The following is an 18,696-nucleotide window of genomic DNA, read 5'->3' on the forward strand; positions in this document are numbered from 1 at the left end:
ATATGAAAGTTACAAATAACGATTATGAAAAGATGGAAGAGCTATACGAGTTGTACGAACAAAAAATTTATTATGTAGCGTATTCTATTTTAAATAATATTCAACAGGCTGAAGATGCGGTTCAAGAGACGTTTATTACTCTTTATAAGAACTTGGAAAAGCTCCATAGCTTGAGCACTGAAGAGCTTAAACGCTATATTTTGAGGATCGCGAAAAACAAGGCGATTGATAGTTACCGGAAAAATAAACGACATGAAACATTTTTAGAAGAATATGAAAGAGAATCAATAGAAGCAGTGGATGAAAATATTGAAGAGTGGGAAAAACGTAAAATGTCTGAGGTTCAAATTGATACATTGCTAAAAGAGTTAAATGAATCTAACAGACAGGTGTTTAAGTACAAAGTCTTCTATAACTTAACGTATCAAGAAATTTCAAGTGTAATGGGGATTACGGAGGCTAATGTCCGCAAGCAGTTTGAACGCGCTCGAAAACGAGTCCAAAATATGATAGGAGGTATACAACATGACGAATTCAAAGAACTCCAAAGAAATATATGAACTTGCTGAAAAAATTGCTTTAGATGATTTTGATAAATCCGAAGAACAACATGAATTTTCACATACATATACGCGCAAAAAGAAACTGTTTATGGAGGAAATGAAGCTGAAGGGCGAGCGACCACAGAAAAAGAGTAAAAGACATCGTATGTTAATCGCTGCTGCCTGCTTATTGATTGGTATGCCGACAACCGTTTTTGGTGCAGTAAAAGTCTATAATATGATTGTTCAAAAACAAAATTATGAAGTAAATGTGTCGGTAACAAATAAGGACACGAAAAAGGCTGATAAGTGGTATAAGCTGAAAATTGATAAATTACCAGAAAATATGGAGGCAATTGATGACTCTGCTATGAAATATTCGTTTAAAGATAACTACGCAATGGGTGGATTTTCATTCGCACTTTGGAGAGTAGGGGAGAATTCAGATTTTCCAACTCTGTACTCGAAAAGTTATGAAGAAAAAGAGATAAATGGTAAGAAGGCAGTAATTGTCCATAGAGAAACTGGTAATAAAGATTTAATGTTTAATAGAGTGATTTTTCTCTATTTTGAGGAAGAGGGAATTATGTTACAAAGTTATATTGGAAACGATATAAACGAAGAGCAAATGATAGATGTGTTAGGGAGCATTTCACTTGAGCCCACGTCAAAAGAAAAGTCATCACATATAAGCGATTATGATAAAAAGTATTTTAGCCAAGAAGGTAAAACAACTAAGGTGATTCCTTTGAAAAAAGATAGCAAACGACTATTTCATATAGGGCAAAAGGTTCCAGTAAAGATATCTATGGATCAGAGCCAAATTGAATATGTGATAGAAAAAGTTGAAACTTTTGATTCAATCAAAGATTTTAAGCAAGAAAACTTTAATGAAATGGGATTAGGAAGACTAAGCGAGAATCAAGCTTTGGATCAAGCGGGACAATTGATACCATATAGACGGGATGAATATAAAGTTGGAAATGGTAAAGATTCAATTGATACATTAGTAGAGTCAAAATTAATTCGTCCTAAATTTGTCTACCTGACAACAACAGTGAAAAATATTGGTAAACAGGCGACAGAAGAAATCTATATGACTCCATCCATACAAGTGCTTAAAGGTAAAGGTAATGTATGGAATTACGCTGAAAGAGATGGAATTGCGGAAAAAAATATTATGACGGGCGAAGTCGATTATTTAGAACCTCACGGAGATGGAAAAAGCTTTTACAATATTGGCAGTATCCTACCTGGCCAAACGATGAAAGTTAATTTAGGTTATTTTGTGGATGAGGATAAACTAGATTCAATTTTCCTTGATGCTTTCCGTTACAGTGGTTTTAGTGGAACTGAGAATATGAATTCGAAAAATCGTTGGTGGTTTGACATTCGTCAATAATAAAACAATAGGAACAACGGGACGAAAAAAGCTGCTTATATTTAGCAGCTTTTTTCGTCTTCATACATATGTAAAACTTCTTTCGCACGCATAAGTAAACCATCTATCAATTCTTTCGGTTCTAAAATTCGTGCATCTTTTCCAAGTCTATAAAATAAAGGGGTAATAAAGTTGATTTCGCCTTTATCAATTGTTGAATGTATATATCCTGTCCCGTCTTCGTTTATTACCACGAATTCTTCAAGGTAAGGAACACTTTTACATTGGCGCACGCCTTCTGTCGTTAGTAAAACATGTAATTGGGTAGGAATGTGCACTACGTTAGAGCTAGAGGTAAACCATTCTTCTAAATTCATGAACGTACTTTCATTTTTTTCTGTTGATAATATAGAAAGAATACGATCAACACGATACAGTAATACTTTTTTTCTCCTGAAGTCATAGGATGGTAAGTACCATAGCCCATCATGAGCGTATACACCGATAGGATGAACATGTTTTGTTTTTATCCCCGATTTAGATTCGTATTGAAAGTGTAAATTTTTATTTTCAATAGCCGCACTTAACACTGCGTTTAATAGAGGTGTATCAATTGTTCTCTTCGGATTCCAAAAAGCGATATAAGAACGTATTTTATCAACTTTCGCTTTCGCATCATGTTGTAGGGAGCTATATAGTTTATGTGTAACGGAATTTATTGCTGTGTTAAAAGGTAAGTCTCTGTAGTAGCTTAAAGATTGAAAGGCAAAAAAGATGGAGACTGCTTCTTCTTCGGTAAATAAAATAGGCGGAATTACTCTATTCGTTAATACTTTATATCCTCCGTTGCGACCTTGTTCAGCGTAAATGGGTAATCCCATATCACTTAAATCTAAAATATATCTATGGACAGTACGAACGGAAATATTAAATTCATCGGCTATTTCTTGAGCTGTAAATGCTTTTTTTGCAGAAGCAAATATAAGAATATCTAATAAGCGTTTAGCTTTTGACAAATGTATCACCTTTTTTCTTTTTAAACATGACATAAATTGTCGTGTTTTATTGTTAGTATATTGTTTACAGCATAATGTTATCAAGATGAGATGTAAGGAGGAAAAAATATGTCACGTGAAATAGTTTTATTTATAGCCGCTAGCTTGGATGGATATATTGCGAAAGAAGATGATGATTTACAGTGGTTAATGGAAACCGAAGGAGAGGGAGATAACGGTTATACAGAAATGTACGAAACGATTGATACAATAATTATGGGAAAAAGAACGTACGATTATGTAGTAGAGCATATGGAAACATTCCCGTATTTAGATAAAAAATGTTATGTTTTTTCTAACTCACAAAAAGGTTCAAATGAACACGTGGATTTTGTAAATGAAGAGGTAGTGGAGTTTACGAAAAGGTTGAAAGAGCAAGAAGGATCTAAAATATGGATGGTCGGTGGAGGGAGTCTACTGAGAGAGTTCTTTAAGAATAATTTAATTGATGAATATGTTGTTACAATTACACCGCATATATTAGGTTCTGGAGTTCCGTTATTTCAAGACAAGAATCCAGAAATTAATTTAACTTTAACGGATACGAAACGTTTTGGGCAATTTGTAAATTTATATTATAAAGTAAAATGATAAAGTGAAACTTTAATCAGTGGGGGTTTTGTTCATCTCCCACTGATTATTAGTTGAACCAATCGGGCTTTTACGGGCAGTTGATCCTCCACCTAACTTCTTTGCTTCCGCTGAATTTTGATGTAGGGGTCTTACTGCCCGTTAATGCGGGATAAAAAAACACGACTATTGATGATAGTCGTGTTTCTTTATGGATGGTAATGAAACTATAAAGCAAGACCCGTAATCGACTTCGCTCGTTACAGTAATATTTCCGCCGTGTAGTTCTACAATTTCCTTCACGATAGAGAGTCCTAAACCAGTTCCGCCTGTAGATCGTGATCTTGCTTTATCGACACGGTAAAAGCGGTCAAAAATGTGAGGGAGGTCTTCAGGTGGAATACCTTCGCCTTCATCTTCAATTGTAATGGAGATACGTTTATGTTCGTCTGTAATAGAAATGTTTATATGAGAATGTTCTTTTGAATGTCTATAAGCGTTATTTAAAATGTTCACTATCACTTGTTCGAATCGCTGTTCATCTAAGTTTACTAGCAATGTAGGAGAACAAGAGAAAGAAACTTTAATGTATCTTTCTTTATACATGGCGTTTACTTTTTCAGCTATGCGAGTAAGGAAGGTGTGTAAATGCACTTCCTTTACTTGAATAGAAAAGCTATGTTGTTCTATTTGTGCAAGTGAAAATAAATCTTGAACTAAGTTTGTAATGTAATCAGACTCGTCTTTTATAATTGATAAATATCGCAAACGTTGTTCAGGAGGGGTGCTTTCTTTTAAAGCAATGTCAGCATAACCTCGTACGTATGTTAACGGTGTTCGTAATTCGTGAGCAACACTTGCTAGAAATTCACTTCGCTCTGTTTTCATATAATGTAAATCATTTGCGAGCGTTTGAATAGATGATGCTAGTTCACCAATTTCATCATTTCGAGTAGTCGTTAATGAAACGGACAAATCGCCTTTACTCATTTTTTCAGTTGCATGTTTCATGTGTAACAATGGCTTTGTTAATAAACGTGATAATAGGAAAATTGTGATGACTGTGAGTAGAAACGTGATGGCACCAGCAATAATGAATTGTTTCGTTAATCCATTAACCAACTTTTCAATTGATTCTGTTCCAAGAAACATGTACACATAGCCTTCATGTTTTCCATCGACTACAATAGGGCTAACTGTACATATATAATTAGATGTTTTCCAATGATTTTCTATAATCGCTCCATTATGGTCTGTTCGAGTTTGCATTTTACTAATATGATCGTTTATAGTCGTGTTTATTTCGTTAGATTTAGCTAGTATTTCTTTATTTGTATTTGTAATAACGACAGTTGTTTCAGCTTCAGATTCCATTAGTGCTACGTGAGAGATTGTTTGCTTATCATAATATTTTTCAAGTACATCACGATGACTGTTTCCACGTTTTAATAAAGCAGTCATTTCTTCATTTACTCTAGTGTTTACGAGACTATAATAGAGCAATACAAATAGAACACTTTCAATTAAAAGTGTGACAATTAAAAAATAAAATCCGAATTGAATAGAGATTCGTTTCATCACTTTGCTCCTTAATGTTCGGTATCAATCCATCGATAACCTACTCCATACACGGTTTTTAAATGATGATCAATAGGGAAATTTGCTTTTCGCAATTTATCACGCAAATTACGAATATGTGAATCGACTGTGCGATCTTCTGTATTTGTGTTTAATCCCCAAATTCGTTCAATGAGCTGATCACGGCTTAATACATAATTCACATGGCGTAAAAATAACCCGAGTAAAGAGAATTCGATCGGTGTGAGAAGAAGTTCTTCATTATGTACAGAAGCGAAGTGTTTTGTTTCATCCCATACAATACCGTGATATTGGATTTGTTTATGTTCATTTGTACGTCTTAAAACGGCTTCAATTCTTGCGAAAAGTTCTTCTTCATGGAAAGGTTTCGTTACGTAATCATCCGCTCCGAGTTTTAATCCTTGGATGACATCTACTGTTTGATCACGAGCGGTAACCATAATAATAGGAACGTTACTAAATGAACGGATTCTTTTGCACGTTTCCCATCCGTCCATCTTTGGCATCATAATATCGAGTAAAACAAATTTAAAGTTTCGATTTTCTATATGTAAAATAGCTTCTTCTCCGGAAGTCGCACATACGCAGTTATATCCAATTGGAGTAAGATAAAGCGTTAATAATTCAAGCATTCTCGGTTCATCGTCTACGAGCAGTATATCAATCATAGAGAGCCCTCCATATTTATAATCGTTACTTAAAGTGTAATGCAAAATCATGAAGAAATGGTGCAGATTATGATGTGTCTGCATAATTTCTTCAGAATTGCTTGTTATTGTGGAGTTGAAATTACATTTTAGGTAATCATATTGGCTCAAAAATGATTAATACGGAGGCGGTATAGTGAAAAAAATGACCCGAATTTTTGGGATAACAATAATTACAGCAGTTGGTCTTGCTGCATGTGGGCAAACGAATACAGACCATAAAAATCATGAATCTACAAAAGAGAAGAAAACAGAGCAAAAGGAAATGAAAATGAATCAGGAAGTAACCGCGCCAAAAGAAATGAACGAAGGGGCATCGAATGATTTATTAACGACAAGTCTAAAAAATGTAACGAGGTTAAATACAAATGACCCCCTAAAAATGGCAGTGTTAACTTCGCAAACGATATGGCCAGCAACCCATAAAGAGAACCAGCCAGGTGCTGTTATTTTAGTACCAGCAAGCGAGTGGCAATTAGGTATTGCGAGTGCAGACCTTATTCATCATCCGAATAACGGGCCGATTTTATTTATAGAAAAAGAAAAGATACCGGAAATGACGTTAAAAGAAATAAAACGATTAAATCCAATCGGAACGAAAGATGGAACACAAATTATGGTGATGGGAGATGTAGGTACTAGCGCGCTTGAACAATTGAAAGGTTATAAAGTAAAACAAATAAAAGAAACGGACCCAGCTATATTTGCGAAGGATGTTGATAAGGAGTATGCCGATATAACAGGAAGCTACCCAAATAGTGTTATTATCGGTTCGTCTGCAGAAGAAGGACGTTTATATACAACACCCGCTGTAAATTGGATTTCTCATATGCCGGAACCACTACTCTATACAGAAAAGAATAAAGTGCCAGAAGCGACAATAGAGGCATTAAAAATGAGAAAAGATAAAGCAAATATATATGTATTAGGGCCAGAAAAAATTGTTTCAAAAGAAGTAGAAAAAGAGTTAAGCAAATACGGGAAAGTAACGCGTATTAGTGGAGAGACCCCTACAGAAAACTCGATTGCGTTCGCTAAATTTAAAGATGAAAAAACAAAATTTGGCTGGGGATTCACAAAACCTGGTCACGGTTTATCATTTGTTTCAAGCAAAACACCAGATTTAGCAGTTGCTGGAGCACCTTTTTCACATATGGGTAAACACGCACCTGTTGTCTTGTTAGAAGAAGGGAAAGCTTCACAACCAGTGTATGACTTCCTTGCTACTATTCAGCCGAAGTTTAAAGATGATCCAACACTTGGACCATATAATCATGGCTTCTTATTAGGAAGTACGAGTGATATTTCATTTGAAACACAAGGAATACTAGATGAGAGGTTAGAAATTGTTCAGGAAAGTGGTCAAGGACACGGTGGACATTAATAAAATGAGAAAAGACGCTACTGATATAGCGTCTTTTTTTATTTCCCTCGACAAAATATGACAAAAAAGTTGTAACTGTTTCTGTTATGATAGTTTCGGAAATCTTACATTTTACATAATCGGAGGAAAAGAAATGTATAAAAAATTGGGTACTATCGCTTTAACAGGTGCACTTGCTTTTAGTTTAGCTGCTTGTGGTGAAACTGAAGTTAAAGAAGTGAGTAAAAACGATGCTCCTAAACAGGCTGAAAAGAAAGATAAAAAGGAAAAAGCTGAAAGCAAGATTTATAAAATTGGAGATACGGTAGAAGTTAATGGCCTACAACTTACTTTCAGTTCAGCTAAATTCGTTGAGCCTAACGAATACGTAAAAGCTGAAAAAGGGAAAGTACTAGAAATCGCTTTTAATGCTAAAAATAATGGCAAAAAAGATATATATTTTGGAACTTCTGAATTAAAAATTGCTGATACTAACGGCAACCAATTCAAAGAGTACTTTGGTGGGGAAAATACGTTTATAAACGAAAATATTGCGCCAGGTAACCAAATTACAAACAAAATGTTATTTGATGTACCAGAAGGCGATAAGTTTGTTGGTACATTTAAACCTACATTTACATTTGACGAGAAATCAGTGAAATTTGAATTTGAAGTTGCTAAATAAGGAGAGATTAAGATGAAAAGAACAGCTGAATTTGTATTAGGTCTTATTGGAGGTATTTTTGGTATTATTTGTGCATTTGTTGCTTTATTAATCGGCGGTATGGGAGCTGCTTTTGAAGCTGATGGAGCAAATACTGTTATTGGCTTAGGTTGGGGAGCTGTGGCTCTATCAATCTTAGGAATTGTTGGATCTGTTATGGTAAGAAGTAAAGCGAAGGTTGGCGGTATTATGATGACTGTGGCTGCTATCGGTGGATTTATTTGTATTTCTATAATTTACTTATTACCAGGCGTATTATTATTAATCGGTGGATTAATGGGCATATTCCGTAAGGATAAAGCAACTGTATCTGCATAAAATGAGCACTCGAAAGAGTGCTTTTACTAATTTCATTAAATTAGCATAAACTCCTCTAATCCTAAACCTCATATATGAAGTGGAAATATCCATAGAAATGTAAATGAATTCCTTGAGTAGCTAATATCTTGATCCTTGGACTACTCAATTAAATGAGCTGAATTACATGTGCATTTTTCATCCATCCAAACAAAGTTCTCTTCATTTGACATACGGTAGAATCCGAAATCGTTGTACGTTAAATCAACAATAGGTGATAGTATATTTAAAGTCTTCCTGATATTCTAGGAAAAGAAGCTACGAAGGTAACATCTTTTTTAGGAAACTTTTACATAGCAAAAAATCTTCTACTCGTTATATAATAGCTTTCGTGCAGTCGGCTAGATTTTCTTATGGAGAAAATCAAATTATAAAGGAGTAGAGGAGTGGTATTTTGTTTCAAACGATAAAAAATGACTGGTTTTCTAATGTGAGAGGGGACGTGTTATCAGGAATTGTCGTTGCTTTAGCATTAATCCCTGAAGCGATAGCCTTCTCTGTTATTGCAGGCGTGGATCCGACAGTTGGACTATACGCAGCCTTTTGTATTGCGGTTACCATTTCATTTGTTGGCGGAAGAACTGGAATGATTTCAGCTGCAACAGGTGCAATGGCATTATTAATGGTAACGCTTGTTAAAGATCATGGTTTGCAATATTTATTTGCTACAACAATATTAACAGGTATCGTCCAAATTATTTTTGGCGTGTTCAAACTGAGCTCATTTATGAAGTTTGTTCCGAAATCTGTTATGAGTGGTTTTTTAAATTCACTTGGAATTTTAGTTTTTACAGCGCAATTACCGCATTTTAAAAATGCAACTTGGCAAATGTATGCACTCGTTGTATTAGGACTTGCAATTATATATTTATTTCCACGTATTACAACGGCTGTACCTTCTACGCTTATTTCAATTATTATTGTGACGAGTATTGCACTTATGAGCGGATTACAGTTGAAAACAGTAGGGGATATGGGAAGCCTACCGAAAGAATTACCGTTCTTTAGTATTCCTGATGTGCCATTTACATTAGAAACATTAGGGATTATTTTACCTTATGCAGTTATGCTTGCAATCATTGGTTTACTAGAGTCTTTATTAACAGCTTCAGTTTTAGATGATATGACGCATACAGAAAGTAATAAGCATAAAGAGGCACGCGGACAAGGGATCGCAAACATCGTTGCTGGATTTTTCGGAGGAATGGCAGGATGTGCAATGATCGGTCAATCTGTTATTAATATTAAATCAGGTGGACGAGGTCGCCTATCAACATTTGTAGCGGGCGGATTTTTAATCGTATTACTATTCGTTTTAGGGAATTATGTCGTTCATATTCCGATGGCAGCTTTAGTTGCGGTTATGATTATGGTTTCAATCGGAACGTTTGATTGGAACTCTGTAACAACGATTCATAAAGTACCAAAAGGAAACGCATTTGTTATGATTGTAACAGTTGTGATTGTCTTAATTACACATAATTTAGCATTAGGTGTAATTATCGGAACAGTAATTAGTGCGGTGTTATTTGCATTCAATATGGCAAAGATTCACGTGAAACATTTATATATTGAAAATAAGAAAATATACGAAATTCACGGTCAACTTTTCTTTGCATCTACAGCCGATTTCATAAATAATTTTTCATTTAATGAAGATGTAAAAGAAATTGAAATGAATTTTACTCATGCGCACGTATGGGATGATTCAGCAGTGGCATCAATTGATAAAGTTATCATGAAGTATGAGCAAAGTGGTGTGAAAGTAAGTATAACAGGATTAAATGAACGTAGCTCAAAACTTGTTGCAAATTTGGCTACTTATAATAAAAGAATTGCTAGTTAAAAGCCTCCTTTTTAGGGGGCTTTATTATATAATACGAGTAGGATAACGAAAAGGGGATTCAGCATATGTACAAACAAATTATATTAGCATGTGACGGTTCTGAACATGCACTTCGAGCAGCGGAACATGCAACATATATTGCGAAATGTAGCGAAGAAACAAATGTTGAAGTTGTGTACGTAGTAGATAATAGAACGGCAAAATCAGATATTATACAAGGTCAAACAGACTTAGAAACAATATCAGCTAGTCGAAAAGATAAATTAAAAGAGATTGAAGGTCTATTAAAGAAAGAGAACATTTCTTATACAATTACGATATTACATGGTGATCCTGGAGATACAATTGTTCAATATGTAAATACAGGAGATATAGATCTTGTTATCGCTGGAAGCAGAGGGCTAAATACACTGCAAGAAATGGTGCTTGGTAGTGTCAGTCATAAAATAGCAAAACGAGTGAAATGTCCGGTGATGATTATAAAATAAAATAGAATGTAATGAAGACCTTAGTATAACTGAGGTCTTTTTTATGTATAAATAACTCTTATTTGTGGAAATACTAGATATATAAGTTGAAAAGATGTTAACTTACAAATTTGTAAGTTAGTTGTTAGAGAAATCGATGTTATGAAATTTTTCCCATTGGTAAAATAAAAGTATCACAGGGGAGATAGGGAGGATGGAAGCAATGAAATCATTTCAAAATTTGTCATATAGTCAAGGGGTAAGCTTAATTTGTCTAGGGGGATTTGCTGCATCTGTTACGTTAGCTGTTTTAATAAAGGTGTTTCATCAAATTTTTTAATATTAGAGTAGGGAAGGAATTGGTTGTTATCATTAGTAGGAACAGCAATGAAAATAAAAAATAGCTCTTAGCATGTATGTAGATGCTAAGAGCTATTTTTATGATTTTTATATGTTATTTAAGCTTGTTTTGATTTTACTGACCCTGTATTTAAAGTAAGGGCAAGGAAGAACATTGCAAGTATGCAAGATGCAAGTAATAAGATGAATCCGCCATCCCACCCGAATGCATCTACGATAAAGCCCATAGCGGCACTAGCGAAAGCAGCTCCGCCTAAGTAACCGAAGAATCCAGTTAAGCCTGCTGCAGTTCCAGCAGCTTTCTTTGGTGCTAAGTCAAGAGCGTGTAGACCAATTAACATAACCGGTCCGTAAATTAAAAATCCAATTGCGACAAGAGCGATACTATCAACCATTGGATTACCAGGAGGATTTAACCAGTAAACAAGAACTGCGATAAATACACCAATCATAAATAAAATACCAGCAGGTGCACGACGTCCTTTAAATAGTTTATCACTCATCCATCCGCAAAGAAGTGTACCTGGAATACCAGCCCATTCATATAGAGCGTAAGCAGTACGTGAGCTACTATGAGTAAAGCTTTTTTCTTCTACTAAATAAGTAGGAGCCCAGTCTACAACGCCGTAACGTACGAAATACACGAAAACGTTCGCAATAGCGATGTACCATAAAAATTTATTGTTTAGTACGTATTTAAATAAAATTTCCTTTGCCGAAAGTTCGCGTTCGCGATCTTTTATTTTCTCATCTGGTGGATATTCTCCAGTATGCTCTTCAATAGAAGGTAGTCCACAAGATTGAGGTGTATCTTTCATTGTAATTAGTACATAAATACCAACTAAAATTGAAAGAATACCTGGGAAGTAAAAAATACTATGCCAGTCATTTGCAAAGAAGTATAAGCCTAATGTTACAAGAGAAGGCATCAGCGCGCCGCCGACATTATGAGCGACGTTCCAAATAGACATTTTTGTACCACGTTCGCTAATAGAGAACCAGTGAACCATCGTACGACCACAAGGAGGCCATCCCATGCCTTGTACCCATCCATTTAAAAACTGAAGTACAAACATAAGTATAATGCTCGTTGTAATGAAAGAAAATGAGCCGAAAATAATATTAATGATACCTGATAAAAATAGCCCAGCTGCTAAAAAGTAGCGAGGATTACAACGGTCGGATACGATACCCATAAGAAATTTACTTAATCCGTAAGCGATAGATACTGCTGAAAGGATAACCCCAAGTTCCCCTTTACTAAATCCTTGCTCGATTAAGTATGGCATTGCTAGTGAAAAGTTTTTTCGAACAAAGTAGTAACCTGCATAACCAATGAAGATACCTAAGAATACTTGTAAACGTAATTTACGGTATTCGCTATCAACGCGATCAGCTGGTAAGCGTTCCGCGTGGGGCGCAGGTTTAAATAATTGTGTGAAAAACATAAAATGAAAATCCTCCCCTAATTAATTCGAAGCGTTTTAAGACAGAGAATATAAAAAGGCCATGAAATATAAAAAAGTTTCCTTTTTTATGATTCATAGCCGTGTACTCCGTTTCTCCGTGACTGTCAATATTAACTTCGTCGAAAATTATACAACTTTGTGACAAAAATGTAAACGTTTTTATGAATAAAAGTATTGACGGATTTTGTTCGTGGGATTAATATTTAAATACGTTAAATATTTTATTGTTTAAATAAGAGGTGGATAACATGCCAAATGATATGACGCATATCGATAAAATTCAAGCTCTAGCCTTTTCGATTGGAAAGAAAATGCAGACGGAGTTATTAGAACAAATGCAAGCAACAGGACTTACACCACCGCAGTTTTATATTTTAAAGATTCTAGATCATTATGGGGCTTCAAGAGCGACAACATTAGCAAAAAAGATGTATGTGAAGCCTAGCGCGATTACAGTGATGATTGATCGTCTAATCGATCAAGAACTTGTAGAACGCTATCACGACAAAGATGACCGTCGTGTTGTCATCATCGAGTTAACGAAAAAGGGGAAAGCTAGAGTAGAAGAGGCAATGACAGCTCGCAACGAGCATATTGCAAAATACTTTTCACATTTAGAGTTGCAAGAAAGAGAAGATTTATTACGTCTCTTTGAGAAGTTAGAAACCATTATTTGCGGGACACAAGAGAAAAAAGAGAATAACTAAGAGGAATTGAGGAGATTACATGGAGCAACAAGAAAATCAAAATAGAAAGTTGTTGTTAATCGGTTTAGTAATAGCGATGCTATTTGCTGCATTAGATGGAACAATTGTTGGTACAGCAATGCCACGTATCGTCGGTGACCTAGGCGGATTAAGTTTAATGACATGGTTAACGACAGCTTATATGTTAACATCAACGACAGTTGTACCAATTGCAGGTAAATTAGCGGATTTACTTGGTCGTCGTAACGTATATATAACAGGGCTAGTTATTTTCATGATTGGTTCGGCGTTATGTGGTATGGCGAATGGTATGACAGAATTAATTATTTTCCGTGGTATTCAAGGTCTTGGTGGCGGTATTATGATGCCAATGGCTATGATTATTATTGGAGATATGTTCACGGGAAAAGAACGTGCGAAATGGCAAGGTATTTTTGGTGCGTTATACGGTCTTGCTTCTGTAATTGGACCACAAGTTGGTGGGTGGATTGTAGATGCAGTGAACTGGAGATGGGTATTCTACATTAACTTACCGGTTGGTATTTTAGCAACAATCTTTATTGCAATGGGATTAAAATCACATAAACAAACAGGACCAATTAAAATTGATATCGCTGGAATCTTTACGATGATTCTAGGTGTTGTAAGTTTATTACTTGCGCTAACGTTTGGCGGAAAAGATTATGCATGGGACTCTTGGCAAATTATCGGTTTATTTGCACTAGCTGTAATTGGTATCGTTAGCTTTGTTATTGTTGAAACGAAAGCTGAAGAGCCGATTTTACCAATGCATTTCTTTAAAAATCACACATTTACAATACTGAATGCGATTGGATTCTTTATGAGTATTGGAATGTTCGGCGCGATTATGTTCGTACCATTCTTCATGCAAGGTATTGTAGGAGTAAGTGCTGCTGAATCAGGAACAATTATGACTCCAATGATGATTACAATGATTGTAATGAGTATTATCGGTGGGCAACTTGTATTAAAAGTTGGTGTAAAACCACAAATTATCGCAGGTATGCTTATTATGGCGGGTGGTTTCTGGTTATTAACAACGATGGATATGCACACAACGAAGCTTACAGCTACTTCTTATATGATGGTTATCGGTTTAGGAATGGGTCTTGTAATGCCGACATTAACATTAGCGTTACAAGAAAGCTTCCCGAAAAAAGACCTTGGTGTCGTAACGTCATCAAGTCAGTTCTTCCGTCAAATTGGTGGAACATTTGGTATTACAATTTTAGGATCAATTATGAATAACACTTCAGGTACAACGTTAACAAATAAATTAGTACCTGTATTAGATACATTCCCGAAAGAAGCGGGACAAATGGTAACGAAATTTAAAGATATGATTCACACAGATCCACAAGGTTTATATTCGATGCTATTTAGCCCAGAGGCATTAAAACAAATGCCAGAAGCGTTCGCTAACAGCATTGTACCTATTTTGAAAAACTCTTTAGTAGACTCGCTTCATACTGTATTCTTAACAGGATTAGTATTTATCGTAGTAGGTGCCATCTTTACGATTTTCTTACAAAAAATTAAATTATCAGATCGTAAAAAAGATGCTAAAGAGCCTGCTGTAGAAGAAAAAGAAAAAACTGTATCATACTCGTAATGAAGAAGCATCGCCTTATGGTGGTGTTTTTTTTGAGTATAACCTTAAAAGCTTTTTAGTGAGAAATGATTGACGTATTTTTAGAAATACGTTATATTATTTTCTGTAAACGGTTACATGAAATGAGGAGAAAAGAGAATGAGTACGATTAAAGACGTTGCGAAATTAGCGGGAGTATCTGTTGCGACCGTTTCCAGAGTTTTAAATAAAAATGGATATGTTCACGAAGATACATTAAAAAAGGTAGAGCGTGCAATTGAGATGTTAGATTATAAGCCTAGTACAGTAGCGCGTTCACTGTATAATAAAAAGTCTCGTTTAATTGGCTTAGTTGTTCCAAATATCGTGAATCCGTTCTTTCCAGAAGTTGCACGTGCCGTAGAAGATGTAGCACATAAACAAGGTTACACAGTTGTCCTTTGTAACTCTGATGAAAGTTTAGAAAAAGAGAAACAATACATTGATGTACTTAGACAAAATAATGTAGATGGATTTATTGTAGCAACGAATCCACAAAATAGTGTTAATTACATGAATTTATCTGTCCCGGTTGTTGCGATTGACCGTATGTTTAATGAGCGTATTCCTACTGTATATGCAGATAACTATGCAGGAAGTCAGGCTGCGACAAAGTTGTTACTAGATAAAGGATGTAAACATATTGCACATATTCGCGGTCCACGTGATGTGAGTACTGCAAATGAACGTTTTGAAGGTTTTGTAGACGTTATTACGCAAAATAATCTTTCGTATATGATTGCAGAGAGTACGTTTGATCCAGCAAATAGTGAGCGTGTAGCGATGGAATTATTAGAAGAATACCCGCATATTGATGGTATTGTTGCTGGGAATGATTTAATTGCGATTGGTATTGTAAAGGCTGCACTTCAAAAGGGGATTGCCATTCCAGATGATTTACAAATTATTGGATTTGATGGAATTTCTTTAACAGAAATGATGTATCCATCTATTACAACAGTTGCACAACCGATATATGAAATGGGGAAAATTGCAACAGAGTTGTTGTTAGAACAAATGGAAGGAAATACATTAGAAGAGAAACACTATCGTTTGCCGATTGAAATTATAGAACGAAATACAACGAAGTAAGGAGATGAAACAGATGCCAAATATTGCAGTAGTAGGAAGCATTTCAATGGACTTAGTGGCTGTTTCAAAAAAACGGCCGAAAGCAGGAGAAACAGTAATTGGTGAAGCGTTTCATACAATCCCAGGAGGGAAAGGGGCAAACCAAGCAGTTGCTGCAGCTAGGTTAGGAGCAAATGTAGCAATGGTTGGAGCGGTAGGAAATGATGATTATGGAACAGTAGTTAGAAAAAATTTAGAGAACGAACGCATTTTTATCGATTATGTGGTACCGGTTACAGATAGAACGACAGGAATTGCTCATATCGTTTTAGCAGAAGAAGATAACAGTATTGTTGTCGTACAAGGGGCAAATGCTCTTGTAAATAAGTCAGTTGTAGATCGCTCCAAAGACCTTCTTGTAAAAGCGGATATGGTTGTTCTTCAACTAGAAATTCCACTTGAAACAGTAAAATATGTATTGGCTATTTGTGAGGAACATAATATTCCTGTTATGTTGAATCCAGCGCCAGCACAAGTTTTATCAGAAGAAATTTTAGAAAAAGCAACTTATATTACGCCAAATGAACATGAGTGCCGCATCGTATTAGATGATTTTAAATCACCAATTGAAGATTTACTGGCTAAATATCCAAATAAACTATTGATGACAGAAGGTTCTAACGGTGTTCGTTTCCACAATGGCACGGAGATTGTACATGTTCCTAGCATTGCTGTTGATGTAGTGGATACAACTGGAGCTGGTGATACATTTAATGGTGCGTTAGCAGTTGCACTTTCTGAAGGAGAGACACTTCAAAAAGCAATTCGTTTCGCGAATATTGCCGGTGGTCTTTCTGTAACGAAACTTGGAGCACAGGGCGGTATGCCAACGAGAGATCGAGTACGTGAAGTGCAGGTGATTGTTGGATGAAAAAGCATGGTGTATTAAACAGTGAAATCGCGGCAGTCCTTGCTTCACTTGGGCATACAGATACGGTTGTAATTGCTGATTGCGGGTTACCGATTCCGTATGGAGTAAAACGAATTGATTTAGCTGTTGAGATTGGAAAACCGAGTTTTTTAGAGGTGTTACAAGTTGTAGCTGATGATATGGCAATCGAAAAAGTGACGTTAGCAGAAGAAGTCATTATAAATAATGCGGAAGTAAATAAAGAGATCGAGCAGAAATTAATAGAGCCAGCATTTGAGTATGTATCTCATGAACAATTTAAAGAGCATACAAAGAAAGCGAAGGCGATTATTCGTACAGGCGAGGCTACGCCTTATGCAAATGTAATTTTACATGCAGGCGTGATTTTTTAATAAAGGGAAGTGATGGGAATGCATATTGAAATGAAAAACATTTCAAAAGCGTTCAATGGCAATTCTGTTTTGAAGAATGCACAGTTTATGATTGAAACAGGAGAAGTCCATGCATTGATGGGGGAAAATGGAGCGGGTAAATCAACGCTCATGAAGATTTTAACAGGTGTATACAAAAAAGATGGTGGGACAATCACGATTGATGGGCAAGAGCGCACCTTTAAAAATGCGAAAGAAGCTGAAGAGTACGGCATAGCATTTATACATCAAGAACTAAACATATTGCCGAATTTAACAGTAGCTGAAAATATGTTTCTCGGTAAAGAGTTAATGTATGGGAAAACAGGTATTTTACGCACTCGACAAATGAACGCGATTGCGCAGCAGCAACTAGCAGAGCTAGGATTGCATGTAAGAGGCGCTATGTTAGCAGAGGAACTATCGGTTGGACAACAGCAAATTATCGAAATTGCGAAAGCATTAATGACAAACGCGAGCGTTATTATTATGGATGAACCTACTGCGGCACTGACGGATCGTGAAATCGAAACGCTCTTTATAGTAATCAATAAGTTACGTAAAGAAGGTGTTTCATTCGTGTACATTTCGCATCGTATGGAAGAGATTTTCTCGATATGTGATGCCATTACGATTTTGCGTGATGGAGAATACGTCGGAAAGAGATTAATTCCAGAAACATCATTTGATGAAGTAGTGAGTATGATGGTGGGGCGCAGCATTGGTGAACGTTACCCAGAGCGAAATAGTCAAATTGGTGATGTCATTTTTGAAATGCGTAACGGAACGAAGAAAGGGAAATTTGAAAATGTTTCGTTTCAAGTAAGAAAAGGTGAAATCCTTGGTGTTGCTGGTTTGATGGGAGCTGGACGCACTGATATTATGAAAGCGATATTTGGTTATGAACCTTTAGATTCTGGACAAATTTTTATAAATGGACAAGAAGTAAAAATTGATAGTCCGATAGATGCAATTAGACAGAGAATTGCTTTCATTACAGAAGATAGAAAATCTGAAGGATTAGTGTTAGATTTCTCTATTCGCGAAAACTTATCGTTACCGAATTTAGAAAGTCTTTCAAAAGGAAGTGTTCTGAGCAACGAGCTAGAACAGCAGTTTACAGAAGATATGATGAAGCTTCTTAATGTGAAAGCATCTAGCGGGGAGCAGGCAGTGAAATCTCTTTCTGGTGGAAATCAGCAAAAGATTGTAATCGCAAAATGGCTAGGCATTCATCCGCAATTACTTATTTTAGATGAGCCAACAAGAGGTGTAGATGTTGGAGCGAAAAAAGAAATTTACTCTATCATGAATAAGCTTACAGAGCAAGGCGATGCCGTTATTATGGTATCATCTGAGCTTCCGGAAGTTTTAGGGATGAGTGATCGAGTTCTTGTCATTCATGAAGGAAAAGTCGGCGGCATTTTAGGGAAAGATGAGACATCACAAGAGTCTATTATGGCACTAGCTACAGGGGGAGAGTAAG

19 protein-coding genes are annotated in these 18,696 nt (G+C 35.8%); 15 read left to right on the plus strand and 4 right to left on the minus strand.

Annotated features, from left to right (window positions below):
• Positions 1–2: 2 nt before the first annotated feature.
• Both AC0ONG_RS01830 and AC0ONG_RS01835 read left to right on the plus strand, forming a co-directional pair.
• Positions 3–560, plus strand: a complete 558-nt coding sequence (locus AC0ONG_RS01830; protein WP_000869275.1) for an RNA polymerase sigma factor — start codon at positions 3–5, stop codon at positions 558–560.
• Complete coding sequence (locus tag AC0ONG_RS01835) at positions 526–1,944, plus strand: hypothetical protein (RefSeq protein WP_000185132.1); 1,419 nt, start codon at positions 526–528, stop codon at positions 1,942–1,944. Before AC0ONG_RS01830 ends, AC0ONG_RS01835 begins: the two co-directional genes overlap by 35 nt.
• 41 nt (positions 1,945–1,985) lie before the next feature.
• Here AC0ONG_RS01835 and AC0ONG_RS01840 read toward each other — a convergent pair whose 3' ends face one another.
• A complete protein-coding gene (locus tag AC0ONG_RS01840) occupies positions 1,986–2,972 on the minus strand; it encodes a helix-turn-helix transcriptional regulator (protein WP_003276662.1) in 987 nt (328 codons plus the stop codon).
• Positions 2,973–3,047: 75 nt separating this feature from the next.
• On the opposite strand from AC0ONG_RS01840, the gene AC0ONG_RS01845 reads away from it, so the two are divergent.
• Complete coding sequence (locus AC0ONG_RS01845; RefSeq protein WP_000085772.1) at positions 3,048–3,569, plus strand: dihydrofolate reductase family protein; 522 nt, start codon at positions 3,048–3,050, stop codon at positions 3,567–3,569.
• A gap of 165 nt (positions 3,570–3,734) precedes the next feature.
• Here AC0ONG_RS01845 and AC0ONG_RS01850 read toward each other — a convergent pair whose 3' ends face one another.
• Together AC0ONG_RS01850 and AC0ONG_RS01855 are read right to left on the minus strand one after the other, a co-directional pair.
• The gene (locus AC0ONG_RS01850) at positions 3,735–5,126 is read right to left on the minus strand and encodes a sensor histidine kinase (RefSeq protein ID WP_000822549.1); all 1,392 of its coding nucleotides are present in this window, start codon (positions 5,124–5,126) and stop codon (positions 3,735–3,737) included.
• 11 nt (positions 5,127–5,137) lie between these two features.
• Positions 5,138–5,815, minus strand: coding sequence for a response regulator transcription factor (locus AC0ONG_RS01855; RefSeq protein ID WP_000565487.1), 678 nt, complete (start codon positions 5,813–5,815; stop codon positions 5,138–5,140).
• A 175-nt stretch (positions 5,816–5,990) separates the two neighbouring features.
• On the opposite strand from AC0ONG_RS01855, the gene AC0ONG_RS01860 reads away from it, so the two are divergent.
• The 6 genes from AC0ONG_RS01860 (at position 5,991) to AC0ONG_RS01885 (ending at position 10,951) form a co-directional block, all read left to right on the plus strand.
• Positions 5,991–7,238 (plus strand): hypothetical protein, encoded by a 1,248-nt coding sequence (locus tag AC0ONG_RS01860; protein WP_000738865.1) that lies wholly within the window; start codon positions 5,991–5,993, stop codon positions 7,236–7,238.
• Positions 7,239–7,371: 133 nt separating this feature from the next.
• Complete coding sequence (locus AC0ONG_RS01865) at positions 7,372–7,902, plus strand: DUF4352 domain-containing protein (RefSeq protein ID WP_000277056.1); 531 nt, start codon at positions 7,372–7,374, stop codon at positions 7,900–7,902.
• 12 nt (positions 7,903–7,914) lie between these two features.
• Complete coding sequence (locus tag AC0ONG_RS01870) at positions 7,915–8,259, plus strand: DUF4064 domain-containing protein (RefSeq protein ID WP_000831286.1); 345 nt, start codon at positions 7,915–7,917, stop codon at positions 8,257–8,259.
• A 433-nt stretch (positions 8,260–8,692) separates the two neighbouring features.
• The gene (locus AC0ONG_RS01875; protein WP_000487912.1) at positions 8,693–10,144 is read left to right on the plus strand and encodes a SulP family inorganic anion transporter; all 1,452 of its coding nucleotides are present in this window, start codon (positions 8,693–8,695) and stop codon (positions 10,142–10,144) included.
• A gap of 65 nt (positions 10,145–10,209) precedes the next feature.
• A complete protein-coding gene (locus AC0ONG_RS01880) occupies positions 10,210–10,632 on the plus strand; it encodes a universal stress protein (protein WP_000277998.1) in 423 nt (140 codons plus the stop codon).
• Between the two features lie 202 nt (positions 10,633–10,834).
• Positions 10,835–10,951 (plus strand): DUF4027 family protein, encoded by a 117-nt coding sequence (locus AC0ONG_RS01885; protein ID WP_000834733.1) that lies wholly within the window; start codon positions 10,835–10,837, stop codon positions 10,949–10,951.
• Between the two features lie 118 nt (positions 10,952–11,069).
• Here the strand turns inward: AC0ONG_RS01885 and glpT are convergent, their stop codons facing one another.
• Entirely contained in the window at positions 11,070–12,419 is a 1,350-nt protein-coding gene (glpT, locus tag AC0ONG_RS01890) for a glycerol-3-phosphate transporter (RefSeq protein ID WP_000466386.1), read from the minus strand.
• Positions 12,420–12,688: 269 nt separating this feature from the next.
• Here glpT and AC0ONG_RS01895 point away from each other — a divergent pair, with 269 nt between their 5' ends.
• The 6 genes from AC0ONG_RS01895 (at position 12,689) to rbsA (ending at position 18,695) form a co-directional block, all read left to right on the plus strand.
• Positions 12,689–13,147 (plus strand): MarR family winged helix-turn-helix transcriptional regulator, encoded by a 459-nt coding sequence (locus AC0ONG_RS01895; RefSeq protein ID WP_001132365.1) that lies wholly within the window; start codon positions 12,689–12,691, stop codon positions 13,145–13,147.
• 19 nt (positions 13,148–13,166) lie between these two features.
• Positions 13,167–14,780: an MDR family MFS transporter gene (locus AC0ONG_RS01900; protein ID WP_000437644.1), complete on the plus strand. Its 1,614-nt coding sequence runs from the start codon at positions 13,167–13,169 to the stop codon at positions 14,778–14,780.
• A gap of 138 nt (positions 14,781–14,918) precedes the next feature.
• Positions 14,919–15,890 carry a ribose operon transcriptional repressor RbsR gene (gene rbsR / locus AC0ONG_RS01905; protein ID WP_000104047.1) on the plus strand — a complete coding sequence of 324 codons (972 nt, stop codon included), beginning with the start codon at positions 14,919–14,921 and terminating at the stop codon, positions 15,888–15,890.
• A 13-nt stretch (positions 15,891–15,903) separates the two neighbouring features.
• Complete coding sequence (gene rbsK, locus AC0ONG_RS01910) at positions 15,904–16,800, plus strand: ribokinase (protein WP_001132863.1); 897 nt, start codon at positions 15,904–15,906, stop codon at positions 16,798–16,800.
• Entirely contained in the window at positions 16,797–17,192 is a 396-nt protein-coding gene (gene rbsD, locus AC0ONG_RS01915) for a D-ribose pyranase (protein ID WP_000716153.1), read from the plus strand. The genes rbsK and rbsD overlap by 4 nt, the downstream gene beginning before the upstream one ends.
• Positions 17,193–17,210: 18 nt before the next feature.
• On the plus strand, positions 17,211–18,695 hold the full coding sequence (gene rbsA, locus AC0ONG_RS01920) for a ribose ABC transporter ATP-binding protein RbsA (protein ID WP_014894838.1): 1,485 nt from the start codon (positions 17,211–17,213) through the stop codon (positions 18,693–18,695).
• The last annotated feature ends 1 nt before the right edge of the window (position 18,696 follow it).

Source organism: Bacillus sp. TCT6 (assembly GCF_056033845.1).

Coding starts and splice junctions, on each gene's coding strand:
- AC0ONG_RS01830 (WP_000869275.1), top strand. CDS start 3: ATGAAAGTTACAAATAACGATTATGAAAAGATGGAAGAGCTATACGAG.
- AC0ONG_RS01835 (WP_000185132.1), top strand. CDS start 526: ATGACGAATTCAAAGAACTCCAAAGAAATATATGAACTTGCTGAAAAA.
- AC0ONG_RS01840 (WP_003276662.1), bottom strand. CDS start 2,972: ATGTCATGTTTAAAAAGAAAAAAGGTGATACATTTGTCAAAAGCTAAA.
- AC0ONG_RS01845 (WP_000085772.1), top strand. CDS start 3,048: ATGTCACGTGAAATAGTTTTATTTATAGCCGCTAGCTTGGATGGATAT.
- AC0ONG_RS01850 (WP_000822549.1), bottom strand. CDS start 5,126: ATGAAACGAATCTCTATTCAATTCGGATTTTATTTTTTAATTGTCACA.
- AC0ONG_RS01855 (WP_000565487.1), bottom strand. CDS start 5,815: ATGATTGATATACTGCTCGTAGACGATGAACCGAGAATGCTTGAATTA.
- AC0ONG_RS01865 (WP_000277056.1), top strand. CDS start 7,372: ATGTATAAAAAATTGGGTACTATCGCTTTAACAGGTGCACTTGCTTTT.
- AC0ONG_RS01870 (WP_000831286.1), top strand. CDS start 7,915: ATGAAAAGAACAGCTGAATTTGTATTAGGTCTTATTGGAGGTATTTTT.
- AC0ONG_RS01880 (WP_000277998.1), top strand. CDS start 10,210: ATGTACAAACAAATTATATTAGCATGTGACGGTTCTGAACATGCACTT.
- AC0ONG_RS01885 (WP_000834733.1), top strand. CDS start 10,835: ATGAAATCATTTCAAAATTTGTCATATAGTCAAGGGGTAAGCTTAATT.
- glpT (WP_000466386.1), bottom strand. CDS start 12,419: ATGTTTTTCACACAATTATTTAAACCTGCGCCCCACGCGGAACGCTTA.
- AC0ONG_RS01895 (WP_001132365.1), top strand. CDS start 12,689: ATGCCAAATGATATGACGCATATCGATAAAATTCAAGCTCTAGCCTTT.
- AC0ONG_RS01900 (WP_000437644.1), top strand. CDS start 13,167: ATGGAGCAACAAGAAAATCAAAATAGAAAGTTGTTGTTAATCGGTTTA.
- rbsR (WP_000104047.1), top strand. CDS start 14,919: ATGAGTACGATTAAAGACGTTGCGAAATTAGCGGGAGTATCTGTTGCG.
- rbsK (WP_001132863.1), top strand. CDS start 15,904: ATGCCAAATATTGCAGTAGTAGGAAGCATTTCAATGGACTTAGTGGCT.
- rbsD (WP_000716153.1), top strand. CDS start 16,797: ATGAAAAAGCATGGTGTATTAAACAGTGAAATCGCGGCAGTCCTTGCT.
- rbsA (WP_014894838.1), top strand. CDS start 17,211: ATGCATATTGAAATGAAAAACATTTCAAAAGCGTTCAATGGCAATTCT.